This is a genomic window from Epilithonimonas sp. (assembly GCF_032054305.1).
GTDB lineage: Bacteria > Bacteroidota > Bacteroidia > Flavobacteriales > Weeksellaceae > Epilithonimonas.
On record NZ_DAMBSX010000001.1, the window covers coordinates 109,314 to 131,134 of the forward strand.

The window sequence follows — 21,821 nt, forward strand, 5'->3', positions numbered from 1 at the left end:
ACAAAAAATTTAATTACAAAATCTTCGCAACCTCCTCACAAAGCCAATTTAGCAACTCTTCATCTTCTTTGGTGAACGGGTCAATTTTATGGCTATCAATATCGATTTGCCCAATATTTTCTCCGTTTTTGAAGATTGGAACTACAATTTCTGCTTTTGTATCGACAGAACAAGACAGATAATTGTCCTGAGCATTCACATCCGGAACAACAAAAGTTTCTCCAGAAACCGCAACCTGACCGCAAATCCCTTTTCCAAATGGAATAATCGTATGGTCTGTCTCTGCTCCCACGTATGGACCGAGAATCAATTCGTCTTTATCTCCATTTTTAAAATAAAATCCCGTCCAGTTGTAATAAGTGATTTCATTATCCAAAACCTGACAGATTTTCAGAAGCTTTGCATTTGTATCGTGTTCAGGACTTTCTAAAATGAACGAAAGTCTTTTTTTAAGTTCTACCATTTTTGAAATATTAATTTAGTCCGTCAAAACTCAATTCCTTGTAACCGAACATACCGCGTTCTTTTATCATTTCGGCAACGCTTTTTGGCAATTCTTCTTCCCAACCCAATTCGTGTGTCACGATTTTCTTAAGGATCTCTCTGGAATAGATTTCCAAAAATTTCGGATTATAGTTATGAATATCAACAATTCTCTTATTGAGTTTGAAATACTTGTACAATTCTTTCAGATTATCCTGAACTTTCAAATTCTCAGACGTCAGCAATTCACCATCTTCAAGGTTCTTGTAAGGATAAAGATAAACACGCATATCTTTTTTGAAAAACTTACCAAATGCCTCCAAAATTCCTCCCGGAAGATTTTTGTAATACTCCTCATCAAACACGTCCAAAAGGTTATTAACGCCCATTGCAACGCCAATATGCTGATTGGTGAATGTAGAGAAATAATCTACCATTCGGTAATATTCGGAAAAATTGGAAATCATTACCGTGTAACCCAAAGTTCCCAAAATATCAACTCTATCCAGGAAATCTCTTTCATCGATATCGCCTGCAGCTCTTAGATTTGAAATCGTAATTTCGAAAAGAATCTGTGTATTCTCGTGGTCACAGGAATTATCCTGATTGAACATTTCCAAACCGTGCTCAAACATATCAATATTCACTCGTGTTACAGGTCGGAAACTACCTCTTACCGCAAAAATATTTTTCTTGTAAAGAATATCCGCCGGTAACATATTGTTTCCCTGAGAATTGAAAATCACAGCATCTGTCATTCCCAATTTCACCAACTGAAGACTCATCAAACGATTGTCTACATATTTGAAAGCTGGTCCGCTGAAGTCTATCATATCAATCTCCAGTCTGTCCAAAGACAGATCGTCGTATAAAGATTCTACAAGAATTCTCGGATTATCTGTATAAAAATACGCACCATAGATCAGATTAACACCCAAACTTCCCAAAGTTTCCTGTTGCAAGGTCGGGTTCGTTTCTTTGAATTTTACATGAATGATTATTTCGTTATACTCCTCATTTTCAGAATTTTGAAACCTTACACCTACCCAACCATGACCTTTGGTCGTTTTATCAAAATTGATAGTGGTTACTGTATTGGCATAGGAAAAGAATTTTTTACCTGGATTGTTCTCTCTTGGGATTCTTTCCTCGATAAGAGCCACCTCATAACGCAACATTTTTCGCAGTCTGTTCTGAGTTACGTATCGGTTTTTGGCTTCCTTACCATAGATGGCATCAGAAAAGTCCTTATCGTAAGCAGACATCGCCTTTGCAATAGTTTGAGAAGCGCCGCCAGCTCTGAAAAAATGACGAACAGTTTCCTGTCCTGCGCCTATCTCCGCAAAAGTTCCGTAAATTGAAGAATCGAGATTAATAGCTAAAGCTTTCTGTTTTGGGGTAAGTTTTGGCTTTATCACAAAGAATTAGATTTATTTTGTAAATTTACCAAAATAACAGCAAAAACAAAAATGCTTTTAAAATTTTTAGGAACTGGTACTTCACAAGGCATTCCTGTTATTGGTAGCCATCATCCTGTCTGTCTTTCCAAAGACCAAAAAGATAAGCGTTTACGCACTTCTGCCCTTATAACATCCGACTCTGGAAAGAAAATATTAATTGATTGCGGACCCGATTTTCGTCAGCAAATGTTGACCAATCGGGAAGAACAAATCGATGCCGTTCTGATTACGCACGAACATAATGACCATATTATTGGCTTGGATGACTTGCGACCTTTGATTTTCAAAAATAAAGCCTCGATGCCAATTTATTGCAATTCTCGTGTTGCGACAGAAATCAAAGACCGTTTTCCTTATGCTTTCAAAGATCATAAATATCCGGGTGCGCCAAGTTTCGATTTATTTGAAATTGACAATCAGTTTACACTTTTTGATGAAGTGGAAGTTCAGCCAGTTGATATTATTCATTCCGAAATTAATATTCTTGGATTTAAATTCAAAAAGTTGGCTTACATCACCGATGCAAGCAAAATTGATGATAAAGAAAAAGAGAAATTGAAAGGCTTAGATTATTTTGTTATTAATTGTCTAAGAAAGACAGAACCTCATCATTCACATTTTATTTTGCCTCAGGTTTTGGAATTGGTAGAGGAACTTCAACCAAAAAAAACTTACTTAATTCACATCAGTCATCATCTTGGTTTCCACGAAGAAGTAGAAAATGAACTCCCTGATAATATTCATTTAGCTTACGACGGTTTGGAAATAGAATTTTGATAAAAATATTTTTTTGATTTACAGATTGTTAAGAGCTAAATTAAAAAATAATTCAAAATCGTTTTCAAGAGCTGAAAAATAATCCTATATTTGCACACCAATTTAAAAGAAACATCAGCCCAGTTGGCGGAATTGGTAGACGCGCTAGACTCAAACTCTAGTATCGAAAGATGTGCCGGTTCGATTCCGGCACTGGGTACAGAAACAAAATGGCATCAACTAAAGATAGTTGGTGCCATTTTTTATTTTTAGTATAATAAGATTAATTACAAAGTTTTTTAACACTAAAAGTAATGCCATCACACTATCATCATAAACTTGTTTGTCTTTTTCTCCACTTCGAGTCAAAACCTTGATTCCATAATTATTGGTAATAATATACTACCAGATATAATTTTTATCTGAAACAGATTAGATATAAAACAACCTAGATCAAATTTAGGCATCTAGAATTTTATTTTTTGATTTGGTACACTAAAATAAATACATCTTTAAAATGAATTTAATTTCAGTTTCGGATTTTCATCAAAAAGTTTATACGATGTTGATTTGTTTATATTTTTACTGTAAGTTGGACTTCAAATTGTAGTATGTCATCATATATTACAAAATGAAAAAATCAGACAACCTTTCAAAATTATCAAATGATGCTTTATTAAAAACACTTAAAAGTGCAAAAGCTCAGTTTATCGGCTTTATGATATTTTTCGTCCTATTAGTAATTGGGTGCAATTACTTTACGTTTACAATAGGACCAGGTTATTATACATTAGTTCCTATCGCATTTATTCCGATCATCATTGCCAATATTTTCAGTTATGGAAAGATCAGGCAGGAAGCTAAAATAAGGAGATTGCTATAACGATCGAATGGAACCATTTAAACTATTGCGCTTGATAATAGTAACCTCAGCTAGTAATCATTGAAATCATCCCAGCTTGGAATTTAAGCAATTTGCCAAACAAATATAAGCCTGTATTATGCAAGCATATTGAACGTTTGCGAAAGCATGCTATATTTCTATTGAAAATATATAACCAGCTAGCTGTTCAATAAAAAATTTTTCTGTCAATGATCTTTAGAATGCCTTGTTTCTCCATTTTCTTAATGCTCCTGATCACCGTTTCCACACGCAGTCCGGTCAAGTTTGAAATCTCTTTTCTCGTCAAGGCTATCTTATAGGAGTATTTGAATTGGTTAGGCTGCTGACGTTTGAGGTAGTCCAGGAGCATTATTATTTTATTTTCAGCATTTTGCACAAAATAGATATCTCCCATCAAATATTTATAATAAATACTGTTTGACATACTCTTTAGCAGCTCTAATCTAATTTCAGGATATTTGTTCAATAGTGAAAGAAAAGAAGCCTTTGGTAGTTTTATTAAAATACAATCTCTAACCGCAACTGCAGTAACCGGATAAAACTCATTGATAAACAGTCCAAATTCTGCAATTCCCTTACCTTCATAGAGCACATCTTGAGTTAATTCCCTGGATGCACCGTCTTTATTCTGAAGCTTCACCTCTCCCTTAATAATATGATAGTAAAACACTGGCTTATCTCCACCAGAGAATATTATATCTCCTTCTGAATAATTTTGTGTAATGGCGTCTTCCGATTCCTTGATAAGTCTATCCAGCATTTTATTTTGATTAAAGTTAAACAATGTGCTGACCGTAAGTCCTATAATGAACTATAATCATTCCAACTTCCGGTATCTGAACGTCATTCTATTTGATACTATAAAATTAAAAAGTTAGAAAGGCTTACAAAGAGCACGGATGAAATGAAAGCATTATCTTAATATACGAGAATAGGCATTATCTTGGATTAATTTGATGTAATTTGACAATATGTATAGAAAAAAAACACCTTTTTAAGCTGCTAAAAACGACTTAAGGAATCATTATCATATTCTAGAAATAAAAGTTATTAATGATGATAAACATCTTCATACATTACGCCCGCTTCGATTCTTACAGGCAATTTATTTTCCTCGGGCACAATCGGGCAGTTATAATCAAAAGCATTGTAAGCACAAAAAGGCTGATATGATCGGTTGAAATCCAGAACAATTTCGTTCCCTGATGGAATTTTCAAATCCATATATTTTCCACCGCCGTAAGTTTCTTTCTCATTTGTCAAATCTCGAAAAGGCAGAAAAAGATAATCTTTATATTTCTCCATTTTCATCAAATCCAGACTTTGATACAAAGTCAATGTCAAAGATTGACCATCCAAATCAAAAGTCGCCTTCCCATATTCCTGATATTGTTTGAATTTCCCGGAAGAAGTCGGCAACTCAAATGGAACAGGATTTTCAGTCTTTACAAATTTAGCAGTCACTCTATACTTCAAATCAATTGGAAAGAACGGATGTTTTTTGAAATTCTTCAGATTATCTCCTCGCAAAGGTGTTTCTTTCGGGTTCAGATATTCCGCATTCAGTTCTTTTTGGAACTTTTTGATAGCCTCAATATTTTCTTTTTCTGTCTGTGCATTTAGAAATAAAGACAATATTAGGAATAGGAAACTTAATTTTTTCATAGATTGTTTCATTTGTTAGGGCAGCTTTATCAGTCTTCCACTCCCGCTTTTTTCTTTTTTCTCAAAAAAAGAAAAAGAGCTCCGTTCAAGCCGGGCTGCTGTTATTCGCCGTTAATATTCTGAAACTATTATTCTTGAGTTTTGTTATCAGAATCCGCAATTATTTTATCAACTTTAGCTTTCTTAGTATAAAAATATTTATCAAAAGTCGATTTAAAAACCGGAACTTCGTCATCTTCTCCCATCAGGAAGCCCCAAGACTGGAGACCTTCTACTCTATCAAAAATGATTTTCAGAATCGCCAAAACAGGTATCGTCAAAAACATTCCTGCGATTCCCCAAAGCATTTCGCCAATTACAAGTCCAATAATAACAATCAAAGAATTGATTTTCACTTTGGAACCAACCACTCTTGGCATTATGATGTTTCCGTCAATGGCGTGAATCACCACAATAGCAATCACGATAAATAAAACGTGACTGATTCCCGAAGTTGCAAACGTAATCAAAGCGCCAATCAATAATGCGATGAAAATCCCTATATAAGGCAGAATATTTAGGATTCCGGTCAGAATTGCGAGCATAAAATTATATTTGACTCCGATAATTGTATAAGCAATCAAAGATAGAATCGTTACAATGATCATTTGAAGAAATAATCCGACCAGATACTTTTTCACCATAAACTGAATACTGTGAACCACTTCGAAAACCGTTTTGTGATGAGATTCCGTAAAACTTGCCACCAAAAATTTGAGAAGATGTGTTCTGTATAAAAGGAAAAATAAGGCAAATAAAAACGTAAAACCTGTCAGCATCAAGATATAGCCAATCGACTTCAAGGCTCTTTCCAAAATTGCAGTTCCTGTGCTGATTGATTTTTTAGCCGTATCGTTCAGATATTCAAGCTGGTCTTTTCTTCTGACCCCAAACGTTTTGGAAATCCAGCTTTGCAAATCATCCGTCAAAGTAATAAACTGCTTCTGAAACTGAGGCCAGTCATTGGACAATTTCGCAACTTGCATCGAGATTCCATAAATCACACTTCCAATAATTGCCAACGCCAAAAGACTCGCCAAAATAGATGACAGACTTCTGGGGAATCTCAATCGTTTTTCCATAAAACGGGAAAGTGGTGTCAGCAAAATTGCCACGAGCAATCCCAAAATCATCGGAACAAAAATCTGCTCGCCAATAATGGCAAGAAAACCTAAAACCACAATACTGATAAGTATGCTAGACAGTTTGAGATAAAAGGGATAAGTTTGATTCATATTGTTAGAGGTTAGAAGTTAGGTTTTAGAAATTAGATTAAGTTCTAACTTCTTCATTGTTTATTTTCCGATTAGAAAAACAGCAGGAATCTTATGTAATTCCGGTTTTTCTTTTTTCCAATCGTTAATAGTTTTTGTTTTGATAAATTCAGTTTCCGGGTCATTGATATTAGCTGCGATACAGAGTTTTGTATTCGGATTGAGAAACCTGGTCAAATCTTCGAATAATGGATTATTCCTGTAAGGTGTTTCCATAAAAATTTGCGTAAATCCAGTTTTCTCAACCAAATTTTCCAGATGTTGAATTTCCTTTTTCTTCTTGTCTTTTTCGATGGCCAAATAACCATTGAACGAAAACTGCTGTCCATTAAATCCACTTGCAATCAAAGCTAAAACGAAAGAACTAGGTCCATTTACAGGAATCACTTTGATGTTATTTTTGTGAGACCATCCTACGATGATATTTCCAGGGTCGCCAATACAAGGCAAACCTGCCTCTGACAACAATCCGAAATCTACACCTTCTTTCATCAGTTTTTGAGCTTCTTTCAAATCTGCCGTTTCAGAATATTTGTCTAGAAGATATAGTTTGAGTTCCGGTTGTTTTTTTTCGGGAGCAAAAAATTTGATGACTTTTCGGGCTGTCTTTTCGTTCTCCACAAAATAATAATCGACATTCATAATAATGTCTTTGATTGTAGGAGCAAAATAATCTTTTGGAGAATTTTCGGAAAGATAAGCTGGTAGAAGGTATAGCATTTTAAGTTTATTAATTATATTATGTTCTTTTGTGACTTCGTCGAACCACCTCGTTAGGTTTCTTGAAACAAAAGAACCAAAAATTCAAGACTGTGGAAACTCAGCTAAAATATTGAATAAATTACTAAAAAATCTAAACTTGCCGCCAATACTTTTTCAGCAACAGCTTCAAACAGTAGATTTTTCTTAACGCAATTTTTTCAATATTTCTTAACGCTTCCGTTTCCAATGTCATTTTTTGAGCGATGAATTGCACGCAGCCCGACTTGAGCGGAAATCCTTTTTTGCTTGCACTTCAAGTTCTAATCAATCTGAAATCTTCTGCAAAAAAGATTGGGAGCGGAAGGCGGAAATAGCTGCCCAAATCGACAAATTACAAATTTAGTTCAAAACTTCTCTTAATCGGTCTTTGTCCAGTCGATTTTCCCAATTGGAAACGACAACTGTGGCAACGGCATTTCCGATGACATTGGTCAAAGCACGGCATTCTGACATAAATTTATCAATCCCGAGAATCAAAGTCATTCCGGCAATCGGAACTTCGGGAACGACCGCCAAAGTCGCTGCCAACGTTATAAATCCTGCGCCTGTAACGCCAGCCGCACCTTTGGAACTCAGCATCGCCACCAAAAGCAATCCAATCTGATGCTCCAAAGTCAAATCGATATTACAAGCCTGCGCAATGAACAACGCCGCCAAAGTCATGTAAATGTTCGTTCCATCAAGATTGAAGGAATAACCTGTCGGAACCACCAAACCGACAACACCTTTATCGCAGCCGGCGTTCTCCATTTTTTTCATCAATCCAGGAAGTGCCGGTTCTGAAGAACTTGTTCCCAAAACCAGAAAAATTTCTTCTTTGATATACTTCAGAAATTTGAAAATATTGAATCCGTTATACCACGCTACACTTCCCAAAATCAAAATGACAAACAACGCCGAAGTCACATAAAATGTTCCGACGAGCATCGCCAGATTTTTGAGCGATTCCACACCGTATTTGCCAATCGTGAAAGCCATTGCCCCGAATGCTCCGATTGGCGCTAATTTCATCAAAATTTCTACAATTTTGAAAATCGGAATTGTTAAGGTTTGAAGAAAATCTTGAATTGGTTGACTTTTTTCTGACGTAACTGCCAAAGCAACTCCAAATAAAATTGCGACCAGCAAAACCTGCAGAATGTTATCGCCAGTTAGCGGACTGAATAAGGTTTCCGGAATAATATTGAAAATAAAACTGACCAAAGAATTATCGTGTGCCGCTTTTACATATTTTTCAACTTCTGCGCCGTTCAGTGTATTGGGGTCAATATTAAGACCTTTTCCCGGCTGAACAATATGACTGACAATCATCCCGATTATCAAGGCTAAAGTCGAAAACGTAAAAAAGTAAATGAAAGCTTTCCCAGCAACTCTTCCGACTTTTTTAAGGTCGCTCATTCCAGCGATTCCCGTGGAAACGGTAAGAAAAATGACTGGCGCAATAATCATTTTGACCAGCTTGATAAAACCTTCGCCAAGAGGTTTCATTTTTTCGCCCAAGTCGGGGTAAAAATAACCAAGGGAAACGCCGAAAATAATCGCTATCAAAACCTGAATGTAGAGATGCTGATAGAATTTTTTGGGCTTTATTGGTTTTTGTTCAATGTCGAAATTCATAAGAATGGCTTGTCTTACAAATTTAGAATTGTTTATGAATTATATTGTGTTGTTCCTGATTTTTTCTGCAATTATTTCGCAGGAATCATCGAGCATTTTGTAAACTTTATCAAAACCGTCAATTCCGCCAAAATACGGGTCCGGAACTTCGAGTTCATTCTCGAGAATCAATCTGACTTTATGTTTTTGGGAATCGTCTGCCAATTTCAGAACGTCTTTGTAATTGTTTTTGTCCATACAGAAAATCAAATCGAATTGGTCAAAATCCTTCTTCGTGATGGGTCTTGATTTTTGAGTGGAAATATCAATTCCGTATTTCTTGGCAGTTTTGATGGAACGTTCGTCGGGCTGACTTCCTTCGTGGTAATTGATGGTTCCGGCGCTGTCTATGAAATAACTGTCATCGAGTTTTGATTTTAAAATCCCCTCTGCTAAAGGACTTCTGCAAATATTTCCGAGACAAACCATTAGTATTTTCATTGTACAAAATTGTATTAAGTAAGATGTAAAAAGTATTATGATTTTAAAATTAGAAAAATAAAAATCATAAAAAAAAGGATTTAAAAACTTAAATCCTTGTATTGTTACTGAGCTATTTTCTCTTTCAGATCCTTGATGTATTTCTTCAATTCCTTATCGATTTTTGAAACATCTCGAATGGTGTCGCAGGCGTACATCACAGTTGAATGGTCTTTCCCGCCCATTTCTTCTCCGATTTTTGTAAAAGTTGCATTGGTATATTCCTTTGCGAAATACATTGCCAATTGTCTAGGCAAAGCAATTTCTCTTTTTCTGGTTTTAGACAACAATTGCTCTCTCTGAATCCCGAAATAATCGCAAACAATCTCTTGGATATAAGGAATATTGATGGTTTTCTTCTGAGTTGTCGCTAACTTGTTGATGGTGTCTTTTAATAAATCAAGGCTGAAATCAGACTTGTAAACTGTTGAGTAAGCGATTACTGCATTTACAACACCTATTAGTTCTCTTACTCCGTTGGTTTTAACTTCTGAAGCTAAATAATCTAGCATATCGTCCGTTAATTCAATTCCATCTCGGCTTAATTTATCAACGATGATTTTTCTTCTTGTATCGAAGTTTGGAGATTTGATTTCTGCAGAAAGTCCCCATTTGAAACGGGAAATAATTCTTTCCTGCGTATCCAAAATATCAGCAGGTGCTTTATCAGAAGTTAAGATAATCTGTTTCCCATTCTGATGCAAATAATCAAAAATATGAAAGAAACTATCCTGTGTCGCTGCTTTACCTGACAAGAATTGAATATCATCGATAATCAAAACATCAATCATCTGATAATAATGCTGGAAATCTGTTTTATTTTGAGACTTCGCTGCCTTCACAAAATCCTGAATGAATTTTTCTGAAGATTGATAAAGAACTACTTTCTCTGGAAAAGAAGCTTTTACCTCAAGTCCAATAGCCTGCGCCAAGTGCGTTTTTCCAACGCCATATCCACCATAAACAAACAATGGATTGAAAGCTGTAGAACCTGGTCTTTTTGCAATAGACCTTGCTACTGTAGAAGCAAACTTATTACTTTCTCCTTCTATAAAATTATCAAAAGATTGATCAGCTTTCAAGTTAGAATCAATATTGATTTTTTTGATTCCCGGAACCGCAAAAGCATTCACATTGTTATCTTTAAGGACCGGTCTGGCCTCCTGAATTTTTGGAGCCTGAGTGGAAATTCCTTTTACGTTCATCGTAATTGGCTTTTCTTTTCCTGCAGGTTTGTTCTCCATTACAGAATACCACAATTTCACACCTTTACCAATATTTTTCTTAAGTGCAGCAGACAGTAAAGACAAGTAATTGTCCTCGATGTATTCTTTGTAAAAATCACTAGGAACCAGCAACGTCAGATTATTGTTCACCAAAGAAATTGGCTGAACTTTATCAAACAATAAGTCGAAAGAATTTTCTAACTTTTTGAGGTCTGTATTATCCTCCGCTGCGTTTAGATTATCCCGCATAAACTGGATGCATCTATCCCAGATTAACTCTAAATTTTCATTCATTTTTCTGCTGCTATTTCCGGTGGGATTTTAGTTTTTTAAGAAGACAACAAATATCTAATTATTAATTTTCATAAAAAAATTTTTTCACTATTGATTATTTAAAAATATATTTGTATGAATTATTAACGACTTAAAATGATACACACAACCAACTCAATACGAGTGCGTTACGGAGAAACAGACCCAATGAAATATGTCTATTATGGCAACTATGCAGAATATTTTGAAGTAGCCAGAGTTGAGCTTTTTCGTACGCTCGGGATATCCTATGATGAGATTGAAAAACGAGGAATTTTCTTACCTGTTTCCGAATATAAAATTAAGTATTTGAAACCAGGACTTTATGACCAACTTTTGGAAATCCATACTTACGTTAAAAAAATTCCGGGCGTTAAAATTGAATTCGATTATGAAATTTATAATGAAGATAAAGTAAAAATTACCGAGGCTTCTACTACTCTATTTTTTCTGGATGCTGAAACTAATAAAATTGTAAGATGTCCGGATTTTCTATTGGACTTGATTAAAGAAAATTGGAAGGAATAAATTGTCTTTCCTTAAATTTTCAATATATTCGGAATTAAAATAAATCGTAAAATGAAAAAATTACTGTCAATAGTTTCGTTATCTATTGTATCATTATTTTCAGCTCAGCAAAAAACGTACTGTAATCCTATTAATATAGATTATGGTTATACGCCGTTCGAAGTTTTCTCCAAACAAGGAAAACACCGCGCAACTGCTGACCCGGTGATTGTAAACTTTCAGAAAAAGCTTTTCCTATTTTCTACCAATCAGGAAGGCTATTGGTATTCTGACAATATGTTAGATTGGAAATTCGTTCACAGAAAATTTCTTCTTGATAACAAATACACGCACGATCTAAATGCACCAGCAGTTTGGGCAATGAAAGATACATTATATGTTTTCGGCTCAACCTGGGAACAGGATTTCCCGATTTGGAAAAGCACCAATCCTACAAAAGACGATTGGAAAATCGCTGTCGATACTTTGAAAGTTGGCGCTTGGGACCCCGCTTTTCATTATGATGAGGACAAAAATAAACTTTATCTTTATTGGGGTTCCAGCAACGAATGGCCACTTCTTGGAACCGAAGTCAAAACCAAAACTCTGCAGTCTGAAGGTTTTGTAAAGCCCGTCATCAGACTAAAACCAGAAGACCACGGCTGGGAAAGGTTTGGGGAATATAATGACAATGTTTTTCTTCAACCTTTCGTGGAAGGCGCTTGGATGACCAAATATAAAGACAAATATTATCTTCAATATGGTGCGCCTGCAACGGAATTCAGTGGTTATTCAGATGGTGTTTATGTTTCTAAAAATCCTTTAGAAGGTTTTGAATATCAGCAACACAATCCTTTTTCTTATAAACCAGGTGGTTTTGCACGAGGCGCTGGTCACGGTGCAACTTTTCAGGATAATTACAATAACTGGTGGCACGTTTCAACGATTTTTATTTCAACCAAAAATAATTTTGAGAGAAGATTGGGAATCTGGCCAACTGGATTTGACAAAGACGATGTAATGTATACCAATACGGCTTACGGCGATTACCCAACTCTTTTGCCACAATATGCACAAGGAAAAGATTTTTCAAAAGGATTATTTCCTGGCTGGATGTTACTAAATTACAATAAACCCGTTCAGGTCTCCTCAACTTTAGGTGGTTATCAACCGAATCTTGCTGTTGATGAAGATATAAAAACCTATTGGAGTGCAAAAACCGGAAATTCTGGTGAATGGTTTCAGACAGATTTGGGAGAAGTTTCTACAATCAATGCAATTCAAATTAATTATGCCGACCAAGATGTTGAGTTTATGGGGAAAACGCTTGGCAAAATGCATCAGTATAAAATCTATGGTTCTAATGACGGCAAAAACTGGAAAGTTATTGTTGATAAATCTAAAAACCAGACCGATGTTCCTCACGATTATGTAGAATTGGAAACGCCTGCAAAAGCAAGATTTCTTAAAATGGAAAATCTGAAAATGCCAACAGGAAAATTTGCTTTGAGTGGATTCCGAGTGTTTGGGAAAGGTGCCGGAACAAAACCTGCGAAAGTTCAAAACTTCGTTCCACTACGAGCTGACCCGAAAAAGTATGGCGAAAGAAGAAGCATTTGGTTCAAGTGGCAACAGAATTCTGACGCAGACGGTTACGTCATCTATTGGGGAAAATCGCCTGATAAATTATATGGAAGCATTATGGTTTATGGCAAAAACGAATATTTCTTTACTGGTGCAGACAGAACAGACGCTTATTATTTTCAAATTGAAGCATTTAACGCGAATGGAATTTCTGAAAGAACAGAGGTTGTAAAATCAGAATAAATTTTAAGTTTTTAATTATAAAAATTCAAGCTTTCGGAGTGATTCTTCGAAAGCTTTTTTATTATTTCTGATTATTATTTCGAAATATTAAATTTTCATTAATTCAATGATTTCAAAAATTAGATTAATATTCATTAATAAACTTAAATTTTAAAAGAAAAATACTCAACATTTTTTCATCAATTGAAATAATTTTATAAATTTATAAGAAATAAGAGAATTAAAAATAGAATGGAGTTTTTTCTGACATCAGAAGATAATGATGACCGACCAATTTTTATTACCGGAAATTTTAATAAGTGGAACCCCAGAGATTCAAAATTTGAGTTAGAAAAGTTGGATGATAACAATTATTACATCCAAATTTCTGATGAAAAACTGGCGGATATTATCGAATATAAATTCACGAAAGGTGGTTGGGAAAATGTTGAGATTGATAAATACGACAACATCACACCAAACAGAAAAACAAAAAAAGAGAAAAATAAAACGCAGGATTCTGTAGATAAATGGAGACTGAATTGGGGACCTTTTAAAAAAGAATTTTTCCCGATTACGGAGTTAGTTGATGACGAATTTTATATTCCTCAGCTCGATAAAACCAGAAAAGTCTGGGCGCTCTTGCCTTATGATTATTACAATTCGGAGAAAAGTTATCCTGTTTTGTATTTGCAGGATGCACAAAATTTATTTAATGATGGTTCAGAATTTGGAAATTGGGAAATCGATAAAAAACTGGCTCTTCTTGCAGAGTATGGACGAGGCGATTTGATTGTCATTGCAGTAGAACACGGCAATGATGACCGAATCAAAGAATATATCTTCGACAATGAGGATGTAACGAAAAATGCAGAAGGCAAAAAATATTTGAGGTTCATTACCGATACTTTGAAACCTTGGATTGATAAACATTACAGAACGAAGAAAGACAGAGAAAACACCGGGATAGGTGGAAGCTCTTTGGGCGGATTAATTAGTATTTATGGTGGATTTCTTTATCCGGAAGTTTATTCCAAACTGTTGATTTTTTCGCCATCGCTTTGGGTAGAGCCCGAAAATAATTTCCCGATGATAAGGTTTGATAATCCTTACAAACTAAAGGTTTATCTCTATGGCGGCAAGAAAGAAGGCTCCCGAATGGTTGGGAGAATCCGGTTATTTGAAAAAGCTTTGAAAAAATTGACGGTTCAGAAATCATTTGACTTTGAAGTCAGAACAAACATTAATGACCAGGGAACACATCAGGAATTTTTCTGGTCTCAGGAGTTTCCCCGAGCCGTAGAATGGCTTTTCATAGACAGTCTGGAAAGTCCAGTGAAAGCCAAAAATGAATTAGAAAAGAACGAAGCAAATGATTAAAATTAATAATAAAAAAGAAACAACAACTCAAAACATATATCTGTTCAGCGAAGACGATTGGGAACAGGAAAAATCGAACCATCCGAATGTTGAATTGTTTTTCAACGGCAAAAAGAATGAAGTTTTTATTAAAACAAATTCAGATGAAATTAGCTTTTTCATTGGAATTGGAAAAGACGCAATTGGTTTTGAAATTCAATCTATTGCTAATAAATTTTCGAATGATTATAAGAAAAATCTGCAAGCTGTTTCAACTTCTGTTATTTCAAAATTAGGATTAGATTCAATCGAAGAATTTGTAAAAGGTTTATTTTTAGGAACTTACCTCTACCCTTTCGAGAAATCGCATCCGTTTTGGCAGGAGAATTTTGAACTTTATTTTGAAAATATTTCTGATGACGAAGGAAAAAACTTGGCCTTAAAAACCGAAGCGCTTTGCAACGGTCAATTTGCCGGAATGGAGTGGCTGAACAAACCCGCCAATTACAAAAAAGTGAATCAGATTTCGGATTTTCTGAAATCAACAGCGGAAAAATATGGATTAAAATATAAAGTCTTCAACAAAGAAGAATCAATTAAGGAAGGTTTGGGTGCATTTGTGGCTGTGAATCAAGGAAGTTCGCAAGAAGCCGCTTTCACAATTTTAGAATACAATTGCGGAAAAGCTGATGCAAAAACTTTCGGATTAGTTGGAAAATGCGTGTTGTTCGACACTGGTGGAATTTCCATCAAACCGTCGGACAATATGCATTATATGAAAAGTGATATGGGCGGAGCAAGTGCAGTTATCGGAGCTTTGATTACTGCTTCAGAACTGAAATTACCTATTAATATCATTGCTATTCTTCCGATTACGGATAATGCAGTTTCGGAAAATGCGTATTTACCAAGCGATGTTGTGACAGCCTACAATGGAAAAACAATTGAAGTTCTGAACACTGATGCAGAAGGAAGAATGACTTTAGCAGACGGACTTTCTTACTTGTCAAAAAATTATAAAACTGATGTTCTGATAGATTTGGCAACGCTCACGGGAAGTTCGGTTAGGATGTTTGGCTACACTTGTGGTGCTTACTTTTCTAACAATGATGAGTTGAAAAAGAAATTAGAAAAAGCAGCAAATAAAACCAATCAACGTCTTTGGAATTTGCCACTTTGGGACATCTGGAAAGATGATTTCACTTCGGATGTTGCTGATTTTAAAAATATCTCGATGAAACCTTTTGGAGACTGCATCATCGCTGGGAAATTTTTGGAACAATTCATTGAAGGACACGAAAATTGGGCGCATCTGGACATTGCTGGCGTCGCATTTGGGAATGTTGGTTACGCTAAAGATAAAGCAGCGACAGGTTACGGTGTTCAGCTATTATTAGATTTAATTGAAAATTATTAGACTAAATTAAAGAAGTAAATCTTTGTACATTTTACTTTTTACATAATACAAATTTGAAAATGAATATGGAAAAAACGATTGTCTGCATATCTTGCTATTACAAAGGTTATGATTTTATGGATGAGTGTAAAAAACTCGGAAACAAAGTCATTTTGATTACTTCAGAAAACCTGAAAGAAAAAAATTGGCCTTGGCACGCCATAGACGAGATTTATTATATGCCGGAGCTCGAACCTTCGGTCTGGAATCTTGATCATTTGGTTCAGGGATTTGCTTATTTGATGAAAAATCATCAAATCGATGCTGTAATTGCTTTGGACGATTATGATGTAGAAAAAGCCGCAATGATTCGCGAAACTTATCGCATTCCTGGAATGGGTCAAACGACGCATCGTTATTTCCGAGACAAATTGGCAATGCGCCAACAAGCCAAAGACAACGGGATTTCTGTCCCAGAATTTTCTTCCATATTCAATGATGCAAAACTTCATCAATTTACACAAGATGTTCCTGGACCTTGGGTATTAAAACCTCGTTCAGAAGCTTCAGCAAGTGGAATTAAGAAAATCAATTCTGCGGATGAACTTTGGCCAGCTGTCGAAAATCTCGGTGATGAACGTTACAAATTCCTTCTAGAAGCCTTCAAACCAGGCGATGTTTATCACGTGGATTGTCTGGTTTATAATAAAGAAATTGTGTTTTCTTGCTTTTCAAAATACCTATCTCCTCCAATGAAGGTTTCCCACGAAGGTGGTGTTTTCAGAACCAAAACATTAGATAAAAATTCGGAAGAAGCAAAAGGCTTGGAACAAATCAACAGAGAAGTTCTGACAAAATTTGGAATTCAAAACGGAGCAACCCACAGTGAGTTTATCAGAGGAATTGACGGACAATATTACTTTTTAGAAACTTCATCAAGAGTTGGCGGCGCTCATATTCCTGACATGGTTGAAGCGGCAACAGGCGTAAATATTTGGAGAGAATGGGCAAGACTAGAAAATGCGTTGTTGGAGGGAACTAAATATTCGGTTGAGGAAACTCAGAAATTATTTTCAGGACTGATTGTGGCATTAGCAAAAGACAAACATCCAAATACTCAGAATTTACAAAGTGAAGAAGTGGAAAAATTCTTACCCATCGATTATCATATCGGGATTGTTTACAAGGCGACAACTGCGGATATCATCGAAGAAAGATTAGATCAGGCAGCAACTGTTGTCACAGAACAGATTCTAAATATTCTTCCTCCGAAAGATAAACCGACAAGTTAGATATGTCTTCGAGAACCTCAGACTGACATTTTTTAATTAATCATTATCAATTATCATTCATCAATTATAAAAAAGATGCCTCAAATAACACATACAGATTATTATTCACACATCCTTGGAATGAGCCTTCAGGTCGAAGTTACAGGACATTTCGGTTATCCGATTATTATGTTTCCGACTTCTCAGGGTTCATATACTCAGAATGCCGATTTTCACCTGAACGGAAGCATTTCACATTTCACCAATAACGGAATTTTGAAATTATTCAATGTTCAGACGATTGATAAATTCAGTTTTTATGACAAAGGAATTTCGCCTTACGAAAGAATCAGAAACTACGAAATGTTTGTCCAGTTTTTGGTTCAGGAGTTTATTCCTTATATACAAAGGACACATAATACGCATCGTGTAGGCGTTGCAGGCGCAAGTTTCGGCGGTTATCACGCAGCCAATTTTGCTTTTAGATTTCCGGATTTGGTTTCGCATCTTTTCTGCCTGTCAGGTGCTTTCAACATCAGAAGTTTTATGGATGGATATGATGACCAACTGATTTATTTCAATTGTCCTGACGAATTTGTAAAAAACGATGAAGCTTGGAAATACAAACATATGCACATTGTTCTCAGCACATCAGACCGTGATATTTGTCTGGAACCAACTAGAAAAATGGCAGGCATTTTAACATCAAAAGGAATCAATCATTGGTATGATGAGCAAAAATGGATAGACCACGACTGGGTGCTTTGGCGAATGGTTTTCCCAACTTTCATCGGAAGGTTTTTCGGGTAATCAATTATATATAAATTAATAAAATAAACTTATAAACTTCAGACATCCGACATCGGACTCCTGATAATAAAAACAAAACATTATGGCAAAAAAAATTGGAATTTTATTCGGAATGGAAGATACTTTTCCGTGGGCATTCATCGATAAAGTTAACGAACTCGGAAAAGGCGAATATATTGCAGAACCCGTTCAAATTGACAAACTGGAACAAGGCGCAGATTATGGCTATGCTGTGATTATCGACAGAATTTCTCAGGATGTCCCTTTTTACAGAGCTTATCTTAAAAACGCAGCGGTTAACGGAACTTATGTAATCAACAATCCTTTTTGGTGGAGTGCAGATGAGAAATTTTTCAACAATGCATTGATGTCAAAAATCGGTATTCCATTGCCGAAAACCGTTTTGTTGCCTTCTCACGAAAGACCAACCAACACATCAGAAACGTCTTTTAGAAATCTGAAATTTCCTCACGATTGGGAATATATTTTCAACTATATCGGATTCCCGGCTTATATGAAACCTCACGATGGTGGTGGCTGGAGAAATGTTTACCGTGTAGAAAGCCCGGAAGATATGTGGGCAAAACACTCTGAAACAGAGCAGTTGGTAATGATGGTCCAAGAAGAAATTGTCTTCGAAGATTATTACAGAGTTTACTGTTTGGGTAGAAAGTACGTTCACATTATGCCTTACGAACCAAGAAATCCACACCATTTGAGATATGCAACGACGCATCAAACGGAAGGAAAAGAACTCGAAAAGTTGTTAAAAACCATTACGGATTACACTATTAAAATGAATGAAGCTTTAGGCTACGATTTCAACACGGTGGAATTTGCCGTGAGAGACGGAATCCCCTACGCCATCGATTTCTGCAATCCAGCACCTGATGCGGACAGAAACTCTGTTGGTGAAGAAAACTTCCAATGGATTGTGGAACACGCGGCAAAATTAGCCATTGAAAAAGCTAAGGACTACAAGCGTGGAAAAATCAATATCGATTGGGGGAAATTTGTAACCAATCAGCTTTAAAAAAAATTCAAAACACTTCGACGGAGTTTATATTGAGCGAAGTCGAAATACTCACTATGACAATGTTAATTATTTTGAAATATCAATCTGAGGTTCTCGAAGACACTTTATATAGACTAACTTTAACACTTATAAACACAAAGAAAAAATATGCACAGATTCACAATTGGCGTTGAGGAAGAATATCAGATCATAGATGCAGAAAGCCGCGATTTGGTTTCTCACGTTTCCAAAATAATAGAAGGAGGAAAAGCAGTTCTCAGCGAAAATCTAAAACACGAGATGCACGAGTCGGTTGTTGAAATGGAAACAGGCATCTGTGAAAACATTCAGCAGGCTCGTCAGGAATTGACTGACCTCAGAAGACATCTTGTAAAAACCGCTCACGAACAGGGCTTAAGAGTTTCCGGAGGTGGAACACATCCATTCTCTCATTGGAAAGATAACATCATCACAAAAGATGCGCGTTATGACAAAATCGTTAGCGATATGGGCGATGTCGCAAGGTCGAATCTGATTTTCGGTCTGCATGTTCACATCGGGATTCCTGACCGTGAAGAGGGAATCAGAATCCAGAATGTGATGCGTTATTTTTTACCTCATGTTTATGCGCTCTCCACCAATTCGCCGTTTTGGGTTGGAAGATTAACTGGTTTTAAATCTTACAGACAGGAAGTTTTTGCTAAATTTCCAAGAACAGGATTACCAAGCTACTTCGGAAGCGTGGCAGAATTTGATGCCTATGTCAATCTTATGGTAAAAACCGGAACCATTGATAATGCTAAGAAAATATGGTGGGATTTGAGAGTTCATCCGTTCTACCCTACAATTGAGTTCAGGATTTGTGATATGCCTTTGACAATTGATGAAACTGTTTGTCTTGCAGCGATTATGCAGGCTTTGGTTGCAAAAGTTTATAAAATGCACCAACAAAATACCAGTTACAGAAGCTACAGAAGATTATTATTAACCGAAAATAAATGGCGTGCTTCCAAAGACGGAATCGACGCCCATTTGATAGATTTTGGGAAAGAAGCAAGTGTTCCTTACAAAGACCTTTTAGAAGAATTGCTATTATTTATAGATGATGTTGTGGACGATTTAGGTTGCAGAAAAGAAGTGGAGTATGCAAGAGAAATTGTTAAAAATGGAACCGGTGCGGATAGACAACTGAAAGTTTTCCACGAAAGTGGTGGCGATATGAAAAAAGTTGTGGATTATATGATTTATGAGACAGAGAAAGGACTTTTGTAATTATTAATTTTATTCTGTAATTTAATAAATCAGAGAATATTTTTCAATTTTGTAAATTTGCAAAAAGAATTGGTTATGAACATTGAAACAACCAAATTGGAACTAATGAGACTTCTTTTGAATACTCAGAAAGAAAGTGTCCTTGAAAAGATTAAAGATATTTTCCTGAAAGAATCCTCTCAAGATTGGTGGGAAGAAATGAATGAAGAAGTGCATCAAGACATCGAATTGGGACTAAAAGAAGCTGAAAATGGACAAGTTAAAAAACAATTGGATATCTAAATCAAATTGGACAAAAAAGGAAATCCTGCGATTGGAAGACAATATCCATCAATTAATTCATTGACCGAATCAAATTACAGCCAAATCTGTATCCTAAGACTGCTAGATTCAAACATCTGCATAAGGGAATGGTTGATGAAAATAACTATATCGTCTACAAAATAAATCCGATGAAGAAACAAATTGTAATAATTAATTTCAGAGACGGTAAACAAAAATCAATTTATTAAAGACAATTATGAATATGAGTAAAAATGATGTAAGAATTGCACTTCTTGATATGAATAATAATCATCCGAATCAAGGGATGAGAAACATAAAAGAACTTTCGAAAGCGTTTCAGGAGCAGTCGGAATACGAGGTTTCTATGGATATTTTTGATGTTCGTTATAAAAATGAAATGCCAAATGTCGAAGATTTTGACATCTTTATTTCTTCCGGAGGTCCAGGAAATCCTCATCGTGAAGGTTACGAATGGGAGCAAAAATTTGCTGATTTTTTGACGCAGATCTGGGAACACAACAAAAACAATGAGCAGAAAAAGTATTTGTTTTTGGTTTGCCATTCTTTCCAATTAGCGGTTATCCACTTCGGAATCGCGAATGTCTGCAAGAGAAAATCATATTCTTTTGGCGTGATGCCTATCCATAAATCGGAAGACGGCGAGAAAGAATTTCTGTTCGAAAATCTGCCAGACCCTTTCTACGGTGTAGATTCCAGAGCTTATCAATGTATTGAACCGAATCAGGAAAAACTGGACGAGCTGGGAATGAAAATCGTGGCTTTGGAGAAAATTCGTCCAACGGTACATCTGGAAAGAGCAATGATGGCAGTTCGTTTTTCTGACGAAATTTTCGGAACGCAGTTTCATCCGGAAGCTGACCCGCTTGGCTTCATCAAAAATCTGGAAGACGAGAAGAATAAAGCAGCGATGATCGAAACGTTCGGGATGGAAAAATACCTCGAAACGATTGACAGAATGGACGATGATGATAAAATAGTTTTGACGAGAGCCCAAATTATTCCAAGATTTTTGCAACTGGCTTCTGAACAAATTACCAAAAACTTGGCATTTGGTTAATTATA

The 21,821-nt window shown here is 35.8% G+C and carries 21 protein-coding genes and 1 tRNA gene; 13 read left to right on the forward strand and 9 right to left on the reverse strand.

Going from position 1 to position 21,821, the window contains the following annotated elements; all coding sequences use genetic code 11:
* Positions 1-13: 13 nt before the first annotated feature.
* Positions 14-463, reverse strand: coding sequence for a GAF domain-containing protein (locus tag RTX21_RS00550; RefSeq protein ID WP_312764615.1), 450 nt, complete (start codon positions 461-463; stop codon positions 14-16).
* A gap of 10 nt (positions 464-473) precedes the next feature.
* A complete protein-coding gene (locus RTX21_RS00555; protein ID WP_312765437.1) occupies positions 474-1,898 on the reverse strand; it encodes a TonB-dependent receptor in 1,425 nt (474 codons plus the stop codon).
* Between the two features lie 54 nt (positions 1,899-1,952).
* Here RTX21_RS00555 and RTX21_RS00560 point away from each other — a divergent pair, with 54 nt between their 5' ends.
* The 3 genes from RTX21_RS00560 to RTX21_RS00570 all read left to right on the forward strand — a co-directional run bounded on the left by RTX21_RS00560 (position 1,953) and on the right by RTX21_RS00570 (position 3,582).
* Entirely contained in the window at positions 1,953-2,720 is a 768-nt protein-coding gene (locus tag RTX21_RS00560; RefSeq protein ID WP_312764616.1) for an MBL fold metallo-hydrolase, read from the forward strand.
* A 117-nt stretch (positions 2,721-2,837) separates the two neighbouring features.
* Positions 2,838-2,919 (forward strand) — tRNA-Leu (locus RTX21_RS00565).
* Between the two features lie 411 nt (positions 2,920-3,330).
* Positions 3,331-3,582, forward strand: a complete 252-nt coding sequence (locus RTX21_RS00570) for a hypothetical protein (RefSeq protein ID WP_312764617.1) — start codon at positions 3,331-3,333, stop codon at positions 3,580-3,582.
* A gap of 187 nt (positions 3,583-3,769) precedes the next feature.
* Here the strand turns inward: RTX21_RS00570 and RTX21_RS00575 are convergent, their stop codons facing one another.
* From RTX21_RS00575 to dnaA, 7 genes are all read right to left on the reverse strand, one after another.
* Positions 3,770-4,363, reverse strand: a complete 594-nt coding sequence (locus tag RTX21_RS00575) for a Crp/Fnr family transcriptional regulator (protein ID WP_312764619.1) — start codon at positions 4,361-4,363, stop codon at positions 3,770-3,772.
* Positions 4,364-4,653: 290 nt separating this feature from the next.
* Complete coding sequence (locus tag RTX21_RS00580; protein WP_312764621.1) at positions 4,654-5,268, reverse strand: DUF1684 domain-containing protein; 615 nt, start codon at positions 5,266-5,268, stop codon at positions 4,654-4,656.
* A 128-nt stretch (positions 5,269-5,396) separates the two neighbouring features.
* A complete protein-coding gene (locus RTX21_RS00585; protein ID WP_312764623.1) occupies positions 5,397-6,542 on the reverse strand; it encodes an AI-2E family transporter in 1,146 nt (381 codons plus the stop codon).
* Positions 6,543-6,602: 60 nt separating this feature from the next.
* Positions 6,603-7,301, reverse strand: a complete 699-nt coding sequence (locus RTX21_RS00590; protein WP_312764625.1) for an SAM-dependent methyltransferase — start codon at positions 7,299-7,301, stop codon at positions 6,603-6,605.
* A 381-nt stretch (positions 7,302-7,682) separates the two neighbouring features.
* Positions 7,683-8,960: a dicarboxylate/amino acid:cation symporter gene (locus tag RTX21_RS00595; RefSeq protein WP_312764627.1), complete on the reverse strand. Its 1,278-nt coding sequence runs from the start codon at positions 8,958-8,960 to the stop codon at positions 7,683-7,685.
* Between the two features lie 39 nt (positions 8,961-8,999).
* Positions 9,000-9,440 carry a low molecular weight protein-tyrosine-phosphatase gene (locus tag RTX21_RS00600; protein ID WP_312764629.1) on the reverse strand — a complete coding sequence of 147 codons (441 nt, stop codon included), beginning with the start codon at positions 9,438-9,440 and terminating at the stop codon, positions 9,000-9,002.
* Between the two features lie 104 nt (positions 9,441-9,544).
* Positions 9,545-10,999 carry a chromosomal replication initiator protein DnaA gene (dnaA, locus tag RTX21_RS00605; RefSeq protein ID WP_312764631.1) on the reverse strand — a complete coding sequence of 485 codons (1,455 nt, stop codon included), beginning with the start codon at positions 10,997-10,999 and terminating at the stop codon, positions 9,545-9,547.
* Between the two features lie 135 nt (positions 11,000-11,134).
* On the opposite strand from dnaA, the gene RTX21_RS00610 reads away from it, so the two are divergent.
* The 10 genes from RTX21_RS00610 to RTX21_RS00655 all read left to right on the forward strand — a co-directional run bounded on the left by RTX21_RS00610 (position 11,135) and on the right by RTX21_RS00655 (position 21,816).
* Positions 11,135-11,545 carry a thioesterase family protein gene (locus RTX21_RS00610; protein WP_312764633.1) on the forward strand — a complete coding sequence of 137 codons (411 nt, stop codon included), beginning with the start codon at positions 11,135-11,137 and terminating at the stop codon, positions 11,543-11,545.
* Positions 11,546-11,596: 51 nt separating this feature from the next.
* The gene (locus RTX21_RS00615; RefSeq protein ID WP_312764635.1) at positions 11,597-13,351 is read left to right on the forward strand and encodes a discoidin domain-containing protein; all 1,755 of its coding nucleotides are present in this window, start codon (positions 11,597-11,599) and stop codon (positions 13,349-13,351) included.
* A 231-nt stretch (positions 13,352-13,582) separates the two neighbouring features.
* Complete coding sequence (locus RTX21_RS00620) at positions 13,583-14,710, forward strand: alpha/beta hydrolase-fold protein (RefSeq protein ID WP_312764637.1); 1,128 nt, start codon at positions 13,583-13,585, stop codon at positions 14,708-14,710.
* Positions 14,703-16,106 (forward strand): leucyl aminopeptidase family protein, encoded by a 1,404-nt coding sequence (locus tag RTX21_RS00625; protein WP_312764638.1) that lies wholly within the window; start codon positions 14,703-14,705, stop codon positions 16,104-16,106. The genes RTX21_RS00620 and RTX21_RS00625 overlap by 8 nt, the downstream gene beginning before the upstream one ends.
* A gap of 59 nt (positions 16,107-16,165) precedes the next feature.
* Positions 16,166-17,377 carry an ATP-grasp domain-containing protein gene (locus RTX21_RS00630; RefSeq protein ID WP_312764640.1) on the forward strand — a complete coding sequence of 404 codons (1,212 nt, stop codon included), beginning with the start codon at positions 16,166-16,168 and terminating at the stop codon, positions 17,375-17,377.
* A gap of 75 nt (positions 17,378-17,452) precedes the next feature.
* Positions 17,453-18,166, forward strand: coding sequence for an alpha/beta hydrolase-fold protein (locus tag RTX21_RS00635; RefSeq protein ID WP_312764642.1), 714 nt, complete (start codon positions 17,453-17,455; stop codon positions 18,164-18,166).
* Between the two features lie 82 nt (positions 18,167-18,248).
* Positions 18,249-19,199, forward strand: a complete 951-nt coding sequence (locus RTX21_RS00640) for a hypothetical protein (protein WP_312764644.1) — start codon at positions 18,249-18,251, stop codon at positions 19,197-19,199.
* 150 nt (positions 19,200-19,349) lie between these two features.
* Complete coding sequence (locus RTX21_RS00645) at positions 19,350-20,453, forward strand: carboxylate-amine ligase (RefSeq protein ID WP_312764646.1); 1,104 nt, start codon at positions 19,350-19,352, stop codon at positions 20,451-20,453.
* Between the two features lie 75 nt (positions 20,454-20,528).
* Complete coding sequence (locus RTX21_RS00650) at positions 20,529-20,735, forward strand: hypothetical protein (RefSeq protein ID WP_312764648.1); 207 nt, start codon at positions 20,529-20,531, stop codon at positions 20,733-20,735.
* Positions 20,736-20,973: 238 nt separating this feature from the next.
* Entirely contained in the window at positions 20,974-21,816 is an 843-nt protein-coding gene (locus tag RTX21_RS00655; protein WP_312764650.1) for a glutamine amidotransferase-related protein, read from the forward strand.
* The last annotated feature ends 5 nt before the right edge of the window (positions 21,817-21,821 follow it).

Bases quoted from the DNA above. Each gene is read 5' to 3' on its own strand.
- RTX21_RS00650 (WP_312764648.1), top strand. From the start codon at position 20,529: ATGAACATTGAAACAACCAAATTGGAACTAATGAGACTTCTTTTGAAT.
- RTX21_RS00560 (WP_312764616.1), top strand. From the start codon at position 1,953: ATGCTTTTAAAATTTTTAGGAACTGGTACTTCACAAGGCATTCCTGTT.
- RTX21_RS00570 (WP_312764617.1), top strand. From the start codon at position 3,331: ATGAAAAAATCAGACAACCTTTCAAAATTATCAAATGATGCTTTATTA.
- RTX21_RS00635 (WP_312764642.1), top strand. From the start codon at position 17,453: ATGCCTCAAATAACACATACAGATTATTATTCACACATCCTTGGAATG.
- RTX21_RS00625 (WP_312764638.1), top strand. From the start codon at position 14,703: ATGATTAAAATTAATAATAAAAAAGAAACAACAACTCAAAACATATAT.
- RTX21_RS00580 (WP_312764621.1), bottom strand. From the start codon at position 5,268: ATGAAAAAATTAAGTTTCCTATTCCTAATATTGTCTTTATTTCTAAAT.
- RTX21_RS00640 (WP_312764644.1), top strand. From the start codon at position 18,249: ATGGCAAAAAAAATTGGAATTTTATTCGGAATGGAAGATACTTTTCCG.
- dnaA (WP_312764631.1), bottom strand. From the start codon at position 10,999: ATGAATGAAAATTTAGAGTTAATCTGGGATAGATGCATCCAGTTTATG.
- RTX21_RS00620 (WP_312764637.1), top strand. From the start codon at position 13,583: ATGGAGTTTTTTCTGACATCAGAAGATAATGATGACCGACCAATTTTT.
- RTX21_RS00630 (WP_312764640.1), top strand. From the start codon at position 16,166: ATGAATATGGAAAAAACGATTGTCTGCATATCTTGCTATTACAAAGGT.
- RTX21_RS00585 (WP_312764623.1), bottom strand. From the start codon at position 6,542: ATGAATCAAACTTATCCCTTTTATCTCAAACTGTCTAGCATACTTATC.
- RTX21_RS00615 (WP_312764635.1), top strand. From the start codon at position 11,597: ATGAAAAAATTACTGTCAATAGTTTCGTTATCTATTGTATCATTATTT.
- RTX21_RS00655 (WP_312764650.1), top strand. From the start codon at position 20,974: ATGAATATGAGTAAAAATGATGTAAGAATTGCACTTCTTGATATGAAT.
- RTX21_RS00550 (WP_312764615.1), bottom strand. From the start codon at position 463: ATGGTAGAACTTAAAAAAAGACTTTCGTTCATTTTAGAAAGTCCTGAA.
- RTX21_RS00645 (WP_312764646.1), top strand. From the start codon at position 19,350: ATGCACAGATTCACAATTGGCGTTGAGGAAGAATATCAGATCATAGAT.
- RTX21_RS00610 (WP_312764633.1), top strand. From the start codon at position 11,135: ATGATACACACAACCAACTCAATACGAGTGCGTTACGGAGAAACAGAC.
- RTX21_RS00575 (WP_312764619.1), bottom strand. From the start codon at position 4,363: ATGCTGGATAGACTTATCAAGGAATCGGAAGACGCCATTACACAAAAT.
- RTX21_RS00590 (WP_312764625.1), bottom strand. From the start codon at position 7,301: ATGCTATACCTTCTACCAGCTTATCTTTCCGAAAATTCTCCAAAAGAT.
- RTX21_RS00600 (WP_312764629.1), bottom strand. From the start codon at position 9,440: ATGAAAATACTAATGGTTTGTCTCGGAAATATTTGCAGAAGTCCTTTA.
- RTX21_RS00595 (WP_312764627.1), bottom strand. From the start codon at position 8,960: ATGAATTTCGACATTGAACAAAAACCAATAAAGCCCAAAAAATTCTAT.